Raw genomic sequence first — 17,063 nt, 5'->3', positions numbered from 1 at the left:
GACAAGATGGATTTTCATCGACTGCTTCAACATAAACAGCAACGCTGGCAGCGCAGCAGTTATCTGCTGATCGGGCTGTTTTTGAGTGTGTGTGTCCTTTATTTGTTGGTGGGAGAGCTGTGGCTATCTCCTTTTTCCGCTTGGTCTTCTCTCGAACAGCAGTTGGTATGGGAACTGCGTTTGCCAAGATTACTGGCTGCGGCGGTCATTGGGGCTTCTCTGGCCGTAGCGGGAGCCACCTTACAAGTCTTGCTAGGCAATGTGCTTGCTGAGCCGGGCGTGGTGGGGGTATCGGGTGGTGCAAGCGTGGCGATGGTAATTCTGCTGCTGTTTTTCCCGAGTTTAAATTCCCCTGTGGCTTTTATGGCGGCCGCGGTATTGGGCGCGCTGCTGTTTACGTTGCTCTTGGTGGTGATGGCTCGTAAGTTACGCTTGACCACCGCAAGGCTATTACTGGTCGGGGTCGCATTGGGGATTTTGTCTGGCGCGGTAGTCACTTGGGCTTTCTATTTCAGTGATGACCTTGGTTTGCGTCAACTGATGTACTGGTTAATGGGCAGTGTCGCAGGCGTCAGTTGGTATCAACATCTCCTCTCTTTGGTGGCAGTACCTGTCGTGATTTGGCTTGTCTTGCAAGGTGGCGTTTTGGATAAGCTGATGCTTGGTGAAGGGCATGCCAAACAGTTAGGGGTCGATATTCATCGTGTTCGCTGGCGGCTCATTCTCGCTATCGCATTACTGGTCGGGGCTTCCGTCGCACTAGGGGGAGTGATCGGTTTTGTTGGGTTAGTGGTTCCTCATTTGCTGCGTTTAACGCTAGGCTCGGAAAATCGTCTATTGCTACCACTTTCTGCTCTGTGCGGCGCTTTATTACTGGTGAGTGCGGACCTGATTGCGCGTTTGGCGCTGGGCAGCGGCGAATTGCCATTGGGGGTAGTCACCACCACTCTGGGCGCGCCCATTTTTATCTGGATGTTGGTGAGAAACCATGATTCGTGTTAACAGCTTACAGGTGGATTCTCGTCTGCTGCCGTTGTCATTACAGGCTAACGCTGGCGAAGTTTGGCATGTGATTGGCCCCAACGGCTGTGGCAAAAGCACCTTGCTTGCCGCTTTAGCGGGGATGATCCCTTTCTCTGGATCTGTGCAGGTTGATGGGTTAGACGTGAGTCAAGCAAGCTTATCTGAACTCGCCCGCCATCGTGCTTATCTGGCACAAAATGATAAACCCAGCTTTCAACTGCACGTTTTCCAATATTTGGCGCTGTCGGTTCCTGCGAACGTAGCCCTAGAACGCTCGGAAGTGGCCAGCGAAATCGATCAGATCAGCCGTTTACTCAATATTGATGACAAACTACACCGTTCGATTCACCAGCTTTCTGGTGGTGAATGGCAGCGTGTACGTCTAGCCGGAAGTTGTCTACAGGTCTCACCGGTTTTGAATCCTTCTGCGCGTTTACTGATTTGGGATGAGCCATCGGCACCCTTGGATATTGCGCAAGAAAGCCTGTTGTATCGTCTGATTGGGCGCATGGCAGGGCAGGGATTGACGGTGATCATGGCCAATCATGACTTGAACCGCACTTTGCGTCACGCTGATCAAGTGTTACTGCTCAGTCGTGGCGTTCTATACCGTGCTGGAAGTGCGGAAGAGGTACTGACTCAAGAAGTGCTGCAATCCGTGTTTGGCACGTCAATTCGTCGAGTGGAACTGGAAGGGCATCCTCACTTGCTGTTCGATTGAGCCTAAGACGCCAGCATCTTATCAGGTGCTGAGTTGACCAATCATGGCGCATGGAGCACTGTTTTAGCGCATGTTGCTGGAAGAATAGGCGAGAAAGTTTTTTAGTATTTGTTTATTTATCAATGAGTTGTGTTTTTTAACGCAAGGAAAAAATATTGGCACACAATTCGCAATACTAGATTTGATACATTCTCGTTCTTGTTAGGCTCATCACTCTTCGGCAGATCCCTTGGCACTCTCTCCTGAATGGTGCCTTGGTATAAGAGTATTGAGTTTGTGCTGAACTGATTGGCCCCAATCAGACGCAGTATGCCACCTTAGTGACTAAGGTGGCCTTTTTTTATCTGGATACTCGATACCTGGCCAAGGTAAAGCAGAGGTTGATTACTGAGTGAGTGCTGCGAGGTTAGCTGGGCGGTAATAAACCGACTTCAGCACTTTGCCCTGACGCACGGTTTTAGACTCAGAGATAAAATCCTCTGCGCATTTGGCAATAATGTACTCACCTTGATGAACCGCCATTAGCTTGATACCTTGTTCAGCATAGAATTTCTCAGTATCTAAATACTCTTGTTCACTGCGACACACTTTACTCATGTTGGAGCTGTGTACTTCATCCCAGCATGGAAGAAAGTCGATATTTAAGTTGGCCGCGACATGCAAAAGTAGGTCAATCAAATAGCTGATCGCTAGATTGTCTTCTACCTTAGCGTGGCCTAAATGCACCAATCTTCCCATCAACACATAGACGGTATCCACAATCGCATCCGCTTGTTCGGTTTTATTGTCGGCTTGGGCAAGCTCAGTCAGCTCTTCAATCGCCAAAGAAGTGTGTAAGGTGTCAGCCTGGGAATTTAAGGTCTGTGGTGCAGCGACAGGCAGATCAAAGGTTTGGCGGAATTCACTGATATCACGGTATAAGTGGTCGAAGATCTCTTGCGTCAGCTTAGTTAATTGCATGCTTGCGTTCCGAATGGAGTTTAACAGGAGGGCAAGTGTAACAAAGCTTGTGCAGCGGGGCTACGTCAGCACATGAATCACAGGATTGAAAAACAAAGTGAGCAAAAACAAAAGGCGCAATTATGCGCCTTATCGGTAGGGAGAACCGAAATACCGATTAACCTACATAGGGAATAGGTTATAGGTAGAGTTTGGCCAGTTGTGATGGCTCTAATTCTTTACCTTCGAGGTTGGCATTCCAGTTCGTTCCGACCAGAACACCATCTTCATCAAGAGTGATTAACCAATCTTCTACAAAAACATCCAGCGGGATTTCTACCACTTCAAAGTCAGCCCACTCTTCAACATTATGAATTTGCGCATCTTCTTTGGATGACCAGAAAGGCATCACTTCACTTTCTTCAAATTCAGTCGACTCACAAGAGAGCCAACCTTCTTCATTGCGTAAACCCCAAACAAGTTGGCTTTCTTGGGTTTCTTGAATAAACAGCGCTAGATTCGCTTCGATATCTGCCGTTAATTTGCTCATTTTATTCTCTCGCAGTAGATAATGCCGTAAGGGTAGCACTTTCCTCGAAGAATGCCCATGCCGATCTCTGTCTGCTCATAAAAAGAGTGAGTTCACAGTTTAAAGGCCGTCAGTTTTTGGTCGAGTTGCCGTGACAAGTCAGCCAGTTTTTCACTCTCTTCTGCTAAATAAGTGGCCGCTTGCGACATTTCCAGCGCCGCATCATTAATGCCACTTACGTTACGGTTCATCTCTTCGGCAACGGCACTTTGTTCTTCCGCTGCGGTGGCAATCTGAGTGGCTTTGTCGCTGACGTGCTGAATGTGATTCACAATCAGAGATAAGTCGCTGCCCGCATTCTCTGCGGTTGCCACGCTGTTAGCCGCCAATGCTTGGCTTTTTTGCATCGCACTGGCTGTGCTTACCGCCAGTTGTTGCAGACGGTTAATCATGGTTTGGATTTCATCGGTGGAATGATGAGTTCGGCTTGCTAAATTCCGTACCTCGTCAGCGACCACAGCAAAGCCGCGACCTTGATCGCCCGCTCGCGCCGCTTCAATCGCCGCATTTAAAGCAAGAAGGTTCGTTTGTTCGGAAATGCCACTGATGACCGAGGTGACTTCGCTAATTTGCATCACCCCTTCTTTGAGCTTATTCACTTGATCAGTTGCAACGCCCAGTTCAACCGATAAGGCGCGAATGCTGTCTACGCTCGAATGGACGTCTTTATCTCCTAGGTTCGCTTCTTTGCTGGCATCGAGGGTATCACGCGCGGTGTCTTCTGCATGGCCTGCCACATCAGCCACGGTCGCGGTCATCTGGTTCATCGCGGTGGCAAGTTGGCTTAATTGGTCACGTTGTGAAACCACGGCTTGGCTGGTTTCTTCTGCAGAGGAGGCGATGCGGATCGCCGCTTCCGCGACAGAAGAGGCGGACTGTACGGATTCAACCAAGGCATCATGTACGGCGGCAATACTGTTATTGATGCGCTGGGCAACAATACCAAGCTCATCTTTACCCAGCACAGGAATCTGTGCGGTGAGATCGCCTTGGGCAACTTTTTTCATCACATCTTTGATGGTATCGAGTGGTTGAATCACCGCACGACTGATCACAACACCCAGACCTATCATAACGAGCGTCACTATTAGGGTGGCGAAACCCATTCTGAGGAACTGTTGGTAAACCGCGTGTTCAATATCGTCCAACAACATGCCTGAGCCTAAAATCCATCCCCAAGGCGCAAAGCCATTGACGAACGAGAGTTTATCGGCAGGGTTGCCTTGTTGATTTTTCCAAGGGTAGATCAACGAGCCTTGTTGACCATTGCGCGCTAAGTCGATCATGGTGAACCAGAATTGACCTTCTGTATCTTTACCCGGATTTCCCATCTGTTGACCAACCAGATCCTGACGGATCGGGTGTACTACTGTGTAGCGTGATTCATCAATCACGAACATATAGTTGTTGCCATCAAATCGCAGCGCGTTAATCAGGGCTTTGGCCTGTTCTTGAGCTTGTTCTTTGGGTAGGGTTTGGTTGAGATAAGCCACCTGAGAGAGGGTGCTTTGAATCACTGCTTTCAAACGTGCTTCACGCTCAGCAACCAAGTTTTCTTTTAGGGCATTGGCAGAGATAAAGAGCAGGCTCAAAAATCCAACAATACCAACGATGACAATAGCGGCCAGTTTATAACTGACCTTGATATTCTCTAGCTTCAACATGACGTTACCACCTAACTGAGCGCTGTAATGTTTATGGTCTTATTCGGCTAGGTTATTGTTTGAATGAATAGGCCGATAAGGACTAATAAAAGGATGGTTCACAACGGCTGATTTGCCACTGGCCTCAGTTCATTTTGTTAACCAGCTCAACTATTTGATGAGAGTTAGTGCAATAACTCAAACGCAAGCAGGGAGGCTAAGCCTCCCTCGTTAGGATGGGATGAAAAGCGTTAAGCTTCGAGCGTCACGCGAGTATCTTCGCTTAACGCTTCAAGCTCATTGATGACGTCATCGATTTCAATATTCACTGGTAGACGCATAGCGACATTGGCCGTAAATAGGCTTGAGCTGATACCGCCACCACCGGCGATAAACACACGTTGGCAGTCCATATCTAAGATGCTAATACCTTGGCCATCAAGCAGATGAGTTATTTCATTCACGATCCCTGCGCGATCGTTGGCATCCAATCTGACCTTATAGACAGCATCACTCTTATGGACATGCGGGTCGGCATCGGTAATTTCGACCAAAAGACCGGGATAGGTTTGGAAGGCTTGCTTCACTGTGCTGGCATTGTCTGCAGGTAATTCAATTTTGATCACAGCAGCAACGCTGTCTTCAATGAAATTCACCTTACTGATTAGCCACTTACCTCCATTTTCGTGAGTGACGGCTGCCAGTTGCTTTATGGTGGCAGGCGTTGCTTTTCCGACAAAATTCACAATAAATGTGCTGTTCATGTTGGCCTCCTGACAAGGAATTCGCGTTGCTCGCTCTTTGAGTGTAGGAGGTTAACTTGGGGTGGAATTGACCAAAATCAATTTTTGGACAGGGAGTCTCAGCGGAAGGACAATAATTCTACTTGCGCCACAGATTTATCCCCCTTCTGGCTGGCACTGAGCTTCAAGCTTAGGTTATTTGGTTCTCTTGCGAGGAGAGGGTGAAAGGAAACGTGAAGCCGAATAATGCAGACAGGCTATACCTTAGGTATAGTCTGTCGCACAGATTAGAAGGTGATTTTAAAATTGACGCCGTAATACTGTGAATCGTATGGAGCACCGGCATCCAGCGCATATTTGGCTGCATCTGGGTTGTTTGACCAAGGACTGCTTTGGAAGGAAACATCCGCAGAGCCTCCCCAAGCACTGCTCACCCAGCCATGAATATGACCGATTGGGTTGAGGAAGAAGAGAGTCACCCCCCCTACAGTATCGGAGCCCATGACTTCACCCCCATTAGCCACAATATTTTGTTCGGCTTCAAACATCAGTTCACCGACCACAGCACCAAAAAACGGGGTGATGAAAATATCTTGCCACGAGGGGACTTCTGCAAAAGCTTCAACCCCATATTCCCAGAAGAACGTCGACATGGTGGCCGAGTAGAGGAAGGATTCGAACTCGTTGAATCCTGCATGACGCGCCGCCGTGTAATAAACACCACCAAAGTATGGGTGCATAATGTAGTTCAGAAAATGTTCGTCACGATCCCAAGTTGGGCCTGAGGTAACATTATCTTTCCACTTTTTACCAAGGCCGCTCAGTTTGCGATCTTCTGCGTCCCATTTTGTGATGGATTCAGGGAGTAAAGTCATCAATCCTGCGGTCATAACACTCAGGCCGAGAATGGTATAGGTTTGACCTTTCAGATAATCCCAGTCACGGGTGTCTTGCACCATTAAATATTTGGGAAGAGGTTCATCGAGCTTGAGTGAAGAAGCATCATTGAGACTCAAAGAAAAAGGGTTACCAACAGAGTCGGTATAATAATTGCTTGAATAGCAGCCGTTCTGTTCACAGCTCAATGGATAGGTAAAATCAGATTTGAAGTTCACATCTTGTTGCTGTGCGCTTACGCAGGCGGAAAATGTCAACAACATCATTGAGGTGATGTTTTTCTTGAGCACAGATGTCTCCAGTTAGGTGATATGTCGATCAGGGTCACAATTATCCATAAAACTCACAAACAAGGAACCGATAATTCGCGCTTGTTTGAAATAGCTTAGTCGATAAAACATTCTTTTCTATTAGCTTATTGTAAGCCAATATGGAAACTGCATTTACATCAGGATGGCAAATATGTTGAAAATAGCAATGCTCAGTACCGGCGAAGAAGTTTTGCACGGTGATATCGTCGATTCTAACGCCGCTTGGCTAGCGCGCGAATTTTATCAGCATGGCTTTTCACTGGCTAAACGCGCCACGGTTGGAGATAGCTTGCCTGCTCTGGTGGAAGAATTAATGATGCTGAGCTTTAACTCGGATGTGGTGATCGTCAATGGTGGCTTAGGCCCGACCAGCGATGATATCACTGCCCAAGCTGCGGCTCAGGCAGCAGAACAACCGCTGGTTTTGAACGCTGATTGGTTGAGTCAACTGGAAGCCTTTTTCATTGGGCGTGGTCGAGCGATGCCAGAAAGTAACCGCAAACAAGCGATGCTGCCAGCCAATGCCGAGGTGATTGATAACCCAATTGGCACCGCTTGTGGTTTTAAAATGCAGATCAACGATTGCTGGTTTTATTTCACTCCGGGCGTTCCCAAAGAGTTTTACAAAATGGTCAGCGAGCAGATCTTGCCTAATCTGCAGCGGCAATTTCCTTCCGTTCAAGGGCAACAGTGTAGCCGCTTATATACCTTCGGCACTTCGGAATCCTCCATCTCCGATAAGCTAGATAAAATGCATTTGCCGGAAGGTTACACCTTAGGTTATCGCTCTTATCTGCCGTTTATTGAAGTCAAACTGTTTGGCCCAGACCAAGATCAAGAACGTCGTCTCAGCTTACTGAAAATCATACATTCGCATTTAGAACAGTATGTGGTGAGTATTGATGAACCCATGTTGACCTATTTAGGCCATGTGATGGCAGAAAAAGGGTTCTCTTTGGCTTTGGCAGAGCAAGCAACCCAAGGTGGGTTGTCGAGTTGGCTGCTGAGTGATCCCAACGTTGAAGCCCTCGCCGGCCATTCTTGGATCTTAAGCCACAGAGTATCGTCTGAGCTTGCTCATCAAGACCCACTAGCAGCAGCGTTTGCCCTAGCAGGAGCGACGAAAGACAAATGCGGTACCCAAATGGCACTGGTTACAGGGGCTTTGAAAGAGGATCACGTTTCGGTTGCGCTCTCAACCCCAAATGGTGAGTGGGGGCAAACAGTCAAATTTGTGCGTCGTTTTAGCGCACAAGAGCAAAAAGAGTGGATCGCAACACTGGCTGCGGACATGTTACTGCGCTATCTCACTGGACGTTCTATGTTTGTGGGTTACAGTGCGGTTGAGCGGGTCAAAGAGATGCATTTGCCGAGTAGCGTGCTCAATTAAAAATCAAAATCTTACAATAATGGATTGATTTTAAATGGCTTTTTTATCGTTATGCGTTCGGTGTTAACTGAATGAATCCGCTACTTATTCTGCTTATTGATGGTTTAGCTTTCGTTATGCGTATTTTGTCTAATCAATAAGCGGATGATTTATTTAGAGAGCGTGATTTGTCTCAAAAGAGAGGCTTTAAACCCTTGGTTGGATCGGTACACTGACTGCTCCCCCGAAAAGTGGCGGCAGGAGGCTGACATGTTTCAACACTCGAAAATCTTGGTTTGGTATAAAATCGCCAGTCAAAAAGTCGTTTTAGGAGAAGCACATAGCGACGGAACTGAGGATGTAGTTTCACTCTGGTTACACGCTCCAACCCAATTCGATAACGCCAGTAACCAAGGCTATTGGTTATCGCTATTTGATGATGGCGGACGCGAAATCGGCAATAAGTGGGTATCCATGAGAACTGCGGATGCGATTTTGTGTGGCGGGAATAGAGCCAGAGCCTAAGCTCTGGCTTGTGCATATCCTGTGAAGCCGCCGTATTCATGGCGGCAACTTCATATTCAATGGCTTTTCCCCTTCCTACTTGAAGCTGCAACGCCAAATAGTTTGGGTAGAGTTCACCTCACTTTTCTCAACTCAAACGGTTATCGACCTCATCGACTTATTGATAAAGTCGAAAACCATTGGTTGGGCGCGATGGGTTAAGCGCGTTTGGCTTTGAGCTGATACGTGACTTGTTCTATCTCAAGTGCCGTTTTTGCACGGCAGATACAAGGTAGAATTTCATTGCCTTGTGTATAAGCCATGGCAAAACCAACATACTCGACTTCACCAGAGATGAGCTGACAACGACAAGCACCACAGTGCCCGTCGCGACAGTTGTATTCTGGCTCTAACCCTGCTTGTTCCATACTTTCAAGCAGAGTATGGCTCGAGTTAGATTCAATGGTCAGCAGCTTGTTGATTTTGATTGCAGCCATTACAGTTCAAAGCCCTCGAAATCATCGGCGCTTACCTCGTTGTCGATTTGACCCACTAAGTAAGAACTGATCTCAGCCTCTTGAGGTGCCACTTGCACGTTATCAGAAGACAGCCATGCGTTGATCCATGGGATCGGGTTATTCGTCGCGGCTGGGTATGCCGGCTCTAAACCGACGGCTTGCATACGGATATTGGTAATGTACTCGACGTACTGACACAGAATATCTTTATTAAGGCCGATCATCGAACCGTCTTTGAACAGGTATTCTGCCCACTCTTTCTCTTGTTCAGCGGCTTCTTTGAACAAATCGAAGCTTTCTTGCTTACACTCTTCTGCCACTTGCAGGAAGGTAAAATCATCCATGCCGTTGCGCAGTAGATTCAACATGTGTTGAGTACCCGTCAGGTGCAAGGCTTCGTCACGTGCAATCAGTTTGATGATTTTCGCGTTACCTTCCATCAGTTCACGTTCTGCAAACGCGAAAGAGCAGGCAAAGCTTACATAGAAGCGAATCGCCTCCAGTGCATTGACTGACATCAAGCAGAGATACAGCTTCTTCTTCAGCTCTTTCAGCGATACCGTGATGGTTTCACCGTTGATCTGATGTTGGCCTTCACCATAGCGGTGATAGTCATTAGTCAGCTCAATCAAATCATCGTAGTAGTGGGCGATGTCTTTCGCACGCTTGATGATGTGTTCGTTTTCAACGATATCGTCAAACACCACTGCAGGATCATTCACGATGTTACGAATGATGTGAGTGTAAGAGCGTGAGTGAATGGTTTCAGAGAAAGACCAAGTTTCAATCCACGTTTCCAGCTCTGGCAGTGAAACCAGTGGCAGCAGTGCGACGTTCGGGCTGCGGCCTTGAATGGAGTCGAGCAGAGTTTGGTATTTCAAGTTAGAAATGAAAATATGCTTTTCATGATCCGGCAATTTGCCGTAGTCAATTCGATCGCTGGATACATCCACTTCTTCTGGACGCCAGAAGAAGGAGAGTTGCTTTTCAATCAGCTTCTCAAAAATCTCATATTTTTGTTGGTCGTAACGTGCGACGTTGACAGGCTGACCAAGGAACATAGGTTCTTTTAGTTGGTCATTCTTCTTTTGGGTAAAAGTACTGTAAGCCATTGTTGCCTTCATCCGTTTGGCCTCTTGCCTAAGCAAGAGGCATGCAAATCAAAGAGTTAAACTATTTTCTCGTGTTGTGCTTTAGAAGCAGGCGCTTAGATCTTACAAGCGCCGCTGGCACAATCGTCTTCCTGCACTTTCACCGTAGCATCGGTCTGCTCGTCTTTCGCGCCATCACGAGTGTTATGGTAGTACAAGGTTTTCACACCAAACTTATACGCTGTCAGCAGATCTTGGAGCAGTTTTTTCATCGGTACTTTGCCAGAATCGAAATTGCTTGGATCGTAGTTAGTATTGGCAGAGATCGCTTGGTCAACGAACTTTTGCATGATACCCACTAAGTGCAGATAGCCATCGTTTGAGCCGATGTTCCACAGCAGTTCATAGTTCTCTTTTAAGCGAGTGAATTCTGGAACCACTTGCTTCAAGATGCCGTCTTTTGAGGCTTTGACCGAGACGTAACCACGTGGTGGCTCAATACCGTTGGTCGCGTTAGAGATTTGTGATGACGTCTCAGAAGGCATCAGTGCCGTCAGCGTCGAGTTACGCAGACCGTGTTCCATGATCTCGTGACGCAGCTTGTCCCAGTCGTAATGCAGAGGCTCTGCACACACCAGATCGATATCTTTCTTATAAGTATCGATTGGCATCAAGCCTTTCGCGTAGTTGGTTTCATGGAACAGTGGGCAACGACCTTGTTCTTTCGCCAGCTTCATAGAAGCGCGCAGCAAGTGATACTGCATGGCTTCAAACGTGCGGTGCGTCAGGCCATTTGCGCTGCCGTCAGAGTATTTCACACCGTTTTTCGCTAGGTAGTAAGCGTAGTTGATCACACCCACACCCAGAGTACGGCGGTTCATTGAAGAACGACGTGCCGCAGGCAGTGGGTAGTCTTGGTAATCTAATAATGCATCTAGAGCACGAACCACAAGGTCAGACAGCTCTTCAAAATCATCCAGTGACTCAATCGCGCCTAAGTTAAACGCAGAGAGGGTACACAGAGCAATTTCACCGCTTTCATCTTCCACATTCGCCAGTGGCGAAGTCGGCAGCGCGATTTCCAGACACAGGTTTGATTGACGCACAGGTGCAACGGCCGCATCAAATGGGCTGTGCGTGTTACAGTGGTCAACGTTTTGGATATAGATACGGCCTGTTGAAGCACGCTCTTGCATCAGCAGAGTAAAGATTTCCAGCGCTTTAACAGTTTTCTTTTTAATTGAAGGATCGTTTTCGTACTTCACGTACAGGCGTTCGAACTCATCCTGATCTTGGAAGAAAGCGTCGTACAGTCCCGGCACATCAGAAGGAGAGAATAGGGTAATGTTACCGCCTTCAACCAGACGCTTGTACATCAGTTTGTTGAGCTGAACACCGTAATCCATATGACGAACACGGTTCTCTTCTACACCACGGTTGTTCTTCAGAACCAGCAGAGATTCTGCTTCACCATGCCACAGAGGGTAAAATACGGTTGCTGCACCACCACGAACACCACCTTGCGAGCAGCATTTCACCGCGGTTTGGAAGTATTTGTAGAAGGGGATACAGCCAGTGTGGAACGCTTCACCGCCACGGATTTCCGAACCCAGCGCACGAATACGACCGGCGTTGATACCGATACCGGCACGCTGTGAAACGTAGCGAACAATCGAGCTTGCCGTTGCATTGATAGAATCAAGGCTGTCACCACATTCAATCAGTACGCAAGAGCTGAACTGACGAGTAGGAGTACGTACACCCGACATAATCGGTGTAGGTAGCGAGATCTTAAAGGTCGACGTCGCATCGTAGAAACGCTTGATGTAATCAAGGCGCGTCTCTTTGGGATACTTCGCAAACAGGCAAGCCGCAACCAGAATATAGAGGAACTGTGCACTTTCGTAGATTTGGCCGGTAACACGGTTTTGTACGAAATATTTGCCTTCAAGCTGTTTCACCGCAGCGTAAGAGAAATCCAGGTCACGACGGTGATCAATGAACTGATCCATCAGCTCCAGCTCTTCACGGGTATAGTCTTCGAGCAAATGCTTGTCGTACTTACCTTTCTCAACCATCTTGGTGACATGAGCGAGCAGTGTGGGTGGTTCGTATTGACCGTAGGCCTTTTTGCGCAGGTGGAAAACCGCAAGACGCGCAGCAAGGTATTGGTAGTCGGGGGTCTCTTCTGAGATCAAATCCGCGGCTGACTTAATGATGGTTTCATGAATGTCTGAAGTCGTAATGCCGTCATAGAACTGAATGTGAGCGCGCAGTTCTACTTGTGAGACAGATACGTTTTGCAGACCTTCGGCAGCCCAAGTGATCACTCGGTGGATCTTATCCAGATCAATGTTTTCTTTGCGGCCATCACGCTTGGTGACAGTAAGTTGTTGGTTCATTCTGCTTCATTTCCCTAACAAAACTGATAAAAGCCGTGTTTTTGTCTAAATCTTGTAAATTGAATCGAGGCTTTTGTGATCGAGCTCGCCCTACATATAGTGTCATAAACACTATATGTAGGGGTGCTTCAGTGTTCGGGTTACAAGATAGTGCTATAGCATCGGTATTGCAAGTTACAGCTTTGGGACATTTTGTGGATAACTAGCAAAATTAAAAAAATCAGTTAGTACCTACTTACTGATGATCTAAGAGCAGAATTGATTGTAAAAAATCGCCGTTTGCACATCGCTTTATTCGTAACCACAAACGAAAAAAAATTTCTTGATCTTTAAGGAAAAATTCACCCTAAAAATGGATCGTTTAAAATGGAATCAAACGCACGAAAAATAGGCTAAAAAAGCGCGGTAACTTGTGCTACCGCATCGATTTTTTAGCGTGGAGTATGCGCTAAAAAAGGCGAGTATGGACGATGTAATTCACATCGACATTCGACCCTAAACGATAGGTATCGGTAAACGGATTGTAGTGTAAACCTGTGATGCCTTGTTCTTGCAGCGCAGTATGATCAACCATCTTCAAAAGCTCAGAAGGGCGAATGAATTTGTTGTGGTCATGCGTGCCTTCTGGAACGATTTTCAGCAGCTTCTCAGCCCCCACGATCGCAAATAGATAGGATTTGACGTTGCGATTCAGGGTCGAAAAAAACACATGGCCGCCGGGCTTAACCAGTTTGGCGCAAGACTGGATCACGGAAAGTGGGTCAGGAACGTGCTCCAGCATCTCCATGCAAGTCACTACATCATAGGTGTGCGGGTTGGCCTCAGCATGTGCTTCCACCGTGCTTTGGATGTAGGTGAGTTTGGTACCCGTCTCAAGGGCATGTAAACGTGCTACTTCAAGCGGCTCTTTCCCCATATCAAGACCAGTCACTTGTGCGCCTTCGCGCGCCATGCTTTCGGCTAAAATGCCGCCACCACAGCCGACATCCAAAACCCTCTTCCCAAACAGGCCATTGGCTTTTTCTAGCACATAGTTCAAACGTAGAGGGTTGATCTGGTGTAAAGGCTTAAATTCTCCTTCCAGATCCCACCAACGGGAAGCCATATCCTCAAATTTTTTGATTTCATTAGGATCGACGTTCTGTGTTGCTGTCAGTGGTGTCGAAGCCAAGTCTATTGAAGCCATCTTGTATCGCCTGTGTTACGCATCCGTGAAGAGTGGGTATTATAGCGCGCTGAGTAAATCGCACCAGTTGAGATGCCAGATTTGGCGATGAGCGTTTAAAAAACAACCATCTAACTTTGCCAAGTGCAAGGAATGTGTAAATTCTCGGCATTTAAGACGCAACCAAGGTCACAACCTGATAAAAGGTCAGGGAAAGTAATGCCGAAGCGTGGAAACATGTGTTATATTTTTTCACCTTATAAGTATCAAGAATATCCAGTTCTCGACTGACTTGGCGCTCAATCTTGTAGTGAGCTTCGTTTCAGTAAGAATTTGGGTATACCGATCAAACTATAGAGGGATAATGGCTCTATGAGCGATCTAGCTAAAGAGATCACGCCCGTAAACATCGAAGACGAGCTACGCAGTTCGTATTTGGACTACGCGATGTCGGTTATCGTGGGTCGTGCTCTTCCTGATGTGCGTGATGGCCTTAAACCAGTACACCGACGCGTACTGTTCGCGATGAATGTGCTGGGCAACGACTGGAACAAAGCCTATAAAAAATCTGCCCGTGTGGTAGGTGACGTAATCGGTAAATATCACCCTCATGGTGACAGTGCGGTTTACGACACCATCGTGCGTATGGCGCAGCCTTTCTCACTTCGTTACATGTTGGTCGATGGCCAAGGTAACTTTGGCTCGATCGACGGCGACTCCGCGGCGGCAATGCGTTATACCGAAGTTCGTATGTCGAAAATCGCGCACGAACTCTTGGCAGACCTAGACAAAGAAACCGTTGACTACGTTCCGAACTATGACGGCACCGAGCAGATCCCTGCGGTATTGCCGACAAAGATCCCGAACCTGCTGATCAACGGTTCATCCGGTATTGCGGTGGGTATGGCAACCAACATTCCTCCGCACAACTTAGGTGAAGTGATCGATGGCTGTTTAGCCTACATCGACAATGAATCGATCACCATTGATGAGTTGATGGACTACATTCCTGGTCCAGATTTCCCAACCGCAGCGCTGATCAGTGGCCGTAAAGGCATCATTGACGCGTACAAAACCGGCCGCGGCAAGGTTTACATGCGCTCGAAAGCGGAAATCGAAACCGATAAGAACGGCAAAGAAACCATTATCGTCAGCGAAATCCCTTATCAAGTGAACAAAGCGCGCTTGATCGAAAAAATCGCTGAGTTGGTGAAAGAGAAAAAAGTCGAAGGGATCAGTGCACTGCGTGACGAGTCTGATAAAGACGGTATGCGCATTGTGATTGAGTGTAAGCGTGATGCGGTTGGCGAAGTAGTTCTGAACAACCTGTATGCCAACACTCAGCTGCAAACCACCTTCGGTATCAACATGGTGGCACTCGATAACGGTCAGCCTAAGCTGTTTAACCTGAAAGAGATGCTGAAGTGTTTCGTCGACCACCGCCGCGAAGTGGTGACTCGTCGTACTATTTTTGAACTGCGTAAAGCGCGTGAACGTGCCCACATCCTTGAAGGTTTGGCACTGGCTCTGGCTAACATTGATGAAATCATTGAACTGATCCGCCGTGCCTCCACGCCTGCAGAAGCAAAAGAAGGCTTAATTGCCCGTGGTTGGGATCTTGGCAACGTTGCGGCAATGCTTGAGCGTGCTGGTACGGATGCGGCGCGTCCTGAGTGGCTTGAGCCACAATACGGCATCCGCGATGGCAAGTACTTCCTGACTGAGCAACAAGCGCAAGCGATTCTGGATCTGCGTCTGCATAAGCTGACTGGTCTAGAGCACGAGAAGATCCTCGATGAGTACAAACAACTTCTCGAAGAAATTGCGGCATTGATGCACATTCTGGCGAGCACAGAGCGCTTGATGGAAGTGATCCGTGAAGAGCTTGAAGCGATTCGCGCTGGCTTTAGTGATGCACGCCGCACTGAAATCACGGCAGCAACGCACGACATCGACATGGAAGAGCTGATCGCCCGTGAAGATGTGGTTGTGACTTTGTCACACGAAGGTTATGTGAAGTATCAATTACTGAGCGACTACGAAGCACAGCGTCGTGGTGGTAAAGGTAAGAGCGCAACCAAGATGAAAGAAGAGGACTACATTGAGCGTCTTCTGGTTGCCAATACTCACGATAACATTCTGCTGTTCTCGACTCGCGGCAAAACTTACCGTATGAAGGTATACCAACTGCCGCTCGCCAGCCGTACTGCGCGTGGTAAGCCAATCGTGAACCTGCTTCCTCTGGAAGAAAACGAGCGCATCACCGCGATTCTGCCAGTGACTGAGTTTAGTGAAGATAAATTCATCTTCATGGCAACCGGTGACGGTACTGTGAAGAAAACTTCGCTGGATCAGTTTGCCAACGTTCGTGCGAATGGTTTGATTGCGCTCAACCTGCGTGACGAAGACTCGCTGATTGGTGTGGATATTACCGATGGCGAAAGCGAAATTATGCTGTTCTCTAAATTCGGTAAAGTGGTTCGCTTTAAAGAGTCCGAAGAAACCGCCGTTGTGGATGAAAATGGTCAACCTGTGCTGGATGAAAATGGCCAGCCAGAGATCAAGTTCAAAGGCGTAAGACCAATGGGGCGTACTGCTGCGGGTGTTCGCGGCATGAAACTGGCTGATGGCGACCAAGTGGTATCGCTCATCGTGCCGAAGACCGAAGGTGACGTACTCACCGTAACTGAAAATGGTTACGGCAAACGTACTAGCCTATCTGAATACCCAACCAAAGGTCGTGGTACTCAGGGTGTGGTTTCGATTAAAGTCTCTGAGCGTAACGGCAGCGTAGTGGGTGCAGTACAAGTGGCCGAGGGTGATGAGTTCATGATGATCACCAATGCCGGCACATTGGTACGTACTCGCGTGGCGGAAGTAAGCCAAGTGGGCCGTAATACCCAAGGCGTGACCCTGATCCGTACTTCGGAAGGTGAAAGTGTGGTAGGTCTGCAGCGTATCGATGAAATCGAAGAGTCGGAATTGCCAGAAGGCGAGGAAGCACTTGTCGAGAACGATGCACCTGTTGCACAAGATGATGATGGTGAACAAGAGTAATCTGCTCTGTCATACCCCTACCTAATCACCCTTAGGTAGGGAAATTCATAAAGTGCCTAATCAAAGCCGGACAATCGTCCGGCTTTTTTGA

The 17,063-nt window shown here is 47.8% G+C and carries 14 protein-coding genes; 5 read left to right on the top strand and 9 right to left on the bottom strand.

Annotated features, from left to right (window positions below; all coding sequences use genetic code 11):
- The first annotated feature begins 6 nt into the window (after window positions 1-6).
- A complete protein-coding gene (gene btuC, locus F0316_RS07915) occupies window positions 7-1,002 on the top strand; it encodes a vitamin B12 ABC transporter permease BtuC (RefSeq protein WP_000345513.1) in 996 nt (331 codons plus the stop codon).
- Complete coding sequence (gene btuD / locus F0316_RS07910; RefSeq protein WP_149560381.1) at window positions 989-1,744, top strand: vitamin B12 ABC transporter ATP-binding protein BtuD; 756 nt, start codon at window positions 989-991, stop codon at window positions 1,742-1,744. Before btuC ends, btuD begins: the two co-directional genes overlap by 14 nt.
- A 384-nt stretch (window positions 1,745-2,128) precedes the next feature.
- On the opposite strand, the gene F0316_RS07905 is transcribed toward btuD, so the two are convergent.
- The 5 genes from F0316_RS07905 to F0316_RS07885 form a co-directional block, all read right to left on the bottom strand.
- Window positions 2,129-2,704, bottom strand: a complete 576-nt coding sequence (locus F0316_RS07905) for a nucleoside triphosphate pyrophosphohydrolase family protein (RefSeq protein WP_149560380.1) — start codon at window positions 2,702-2,704, stop codon at window positions 2,129-2,131.
- A gap of 178 nt (window positions 2,705-2,882) precedes the next feature.
- Window positions 2,883-3,233: a DUF2750 domain-containing protein gene (locus F0316_RS07900; protein WP_000041073.1), complete on the bottom strand. Its 351-nt coding sequence runs from the start codon at window positions 3,231-3,233 to the stop codon at window positions 2,883-2,885.
- 92 nt (window positions 3,234-3,325) lie between these two features.
- Window positions 3,326-4,936 carry a methyl-accepting chemotaxis protein gene (locus tag F0316_RS07895; protein WP_000915500.1) on the bottom strand — a complete coding sequence of 537 codons (1,611 nt, stop codon included), beginning with the start codon at window positions 4,934-4,936 and terminating at the stop codon, window positions 3,326-3,328.
- A 230-nt stretch (window positions 4,937-5,166) separates the two neighbouring features.
- Window positions 5,167-5,679, bottom strand: a complete 513-nt coding sequence (locus tag F0316_RS07890; RefSeq protein ID WP_033930887.1) for a glycine cleavage system protein R — start codon at window positions 5,677-5,679, stop codon at window positions 5,167-5,169.
- 266 nt (window positions 5,680-5,945) lie between these two features.
- Window positions 5,946-6,845 (bottom strand): DUF3943 domain-containing protein, encoded by a 900-nt coding sequence (locus tag F0316_RS07885; protein ID WP_000914640.1) that lies wholly within the window; start codon window positions 6,843-6,845, stop codon window positions 5,946-5,948.
- Window positions 6,846-7,017: 172 nt separating this feature from the next.
- On the opposite strand from F0316_RS07885, the gene F0316_RS07880 reads away from it, so the two are divergent.
- The gene (locus F0316_RS07880) at window positions 7,018-8,256 is read left to right on the top strand and encodes a CinA family nicotinamide mononucleotide deamidase-related protein (RefSeq protein WP_000912225.1); all 1,239 of its coding nucleotides are present in this window, start codon (window positions 7,018-7,020) and stop codon (window positions 8,254-8,256) included.
- Window positions 8,257-8,505: 249 nt separating this feature from the next.
- Entirely contained in the window at window positions 8,506-8,760 is a 255-nt protein-coding gene (locus F0316_RS19860; RefSeq protein WP_000486262.1) for a hypothetical protein, read from the top strand.
- Between the two features lie 197 nt (window positions 8,761-8,957).
- Here F0316_RS19860 and yfaE read toward each other — a convergent pair whose 3' ends face one another.
- The 4 genes from yfaE to ubiG form a co-directional block, all read right to left on the bottom strand.
- A complete protein-coding gene (yfaE, locus tag F0316_RS07865; RefSeq protein WP_000718943.1) occupies window positions 8,958-9,236 on the bottom strand; it encodes a class I ribonucleotide reductase maintenance protein YfaE in 279 nt (92 codons plus the stop codon).
- Entirely contained in the window at window positions 9,236-10,369 is a 1,134-nt protein-coding gene (gene nrdB / locus F0316_RS07860; protein WP_000331860.1) for a class Ia ribonucleoside-diphosphate reductase subunit beta, read from the bottom strand. The genes yfaE and nrdB overlap by 1 nt, the downstream gene beginning before the upstream one ends.
- A 95-nt stretch (window positions 10,370-10,464) precedes the next feature.
- Window positions 10,465-12,750, bottom strand: a complete 2,286-nt coding sequence (gene nrdA / locus F0316_RS07855; protein WP_001075912.1) for a class 1a ribonucleoside-diphosphate reductase subunit alpha — start codon at window positions 12,748-12,750, stop codon at window positions 10,465-10,467.
- Between the two features lie 448 nt (window positions 12,751-13,198).
- Entirely contained in the window at window positions 13,199-13,936 is a 738-nt protein-coding gene (gene ubiG / locus F0316_RS07850; protein WP_000146463.1) for a bifunctional 2-polyprenyl-6-hydroxyphenol methylase/3-demethylubiquinol 3-O-methyltransferase UbiG, read from the bottom strand.
- Between the two features lie 351 nt (window positions 13,937-14,287).
- On the opposite strand from ubiG, the gene gyrA reads away from it, so the two are divergent.
- Window positions 14,288-16,972 (top strand): DNA topoisomerase (ATP-hydrolyzing) subunit A, encoded by a 2,685-nt coding sequence (gene gyrA / locus F0316_RS07845; RefSeq protein ID WP_001281183.1) that lies wholly within the window; start codon window positions 14,288-14,290, stop codon window positions 16,970-16,972.
- The last annotated feature ends 91 nt before the right edge of the window (window positions 16,973-17,063 follow it).

It is taken from the genome of Vibrio cholerae (assembly GCF_008369605.1).
Classification (GTDB): Bacteria; Pseudomonadota; Gammaproteobacteria; order Enterobacterales; family Vibrionaceae; genus Vibrio; species Vibrio cholerae.
The sequence above is the reverse complement of the archived record's forward strand: the minus strand, read 5'-3'. Positions and strand labels throughout refer to the sequence as shown.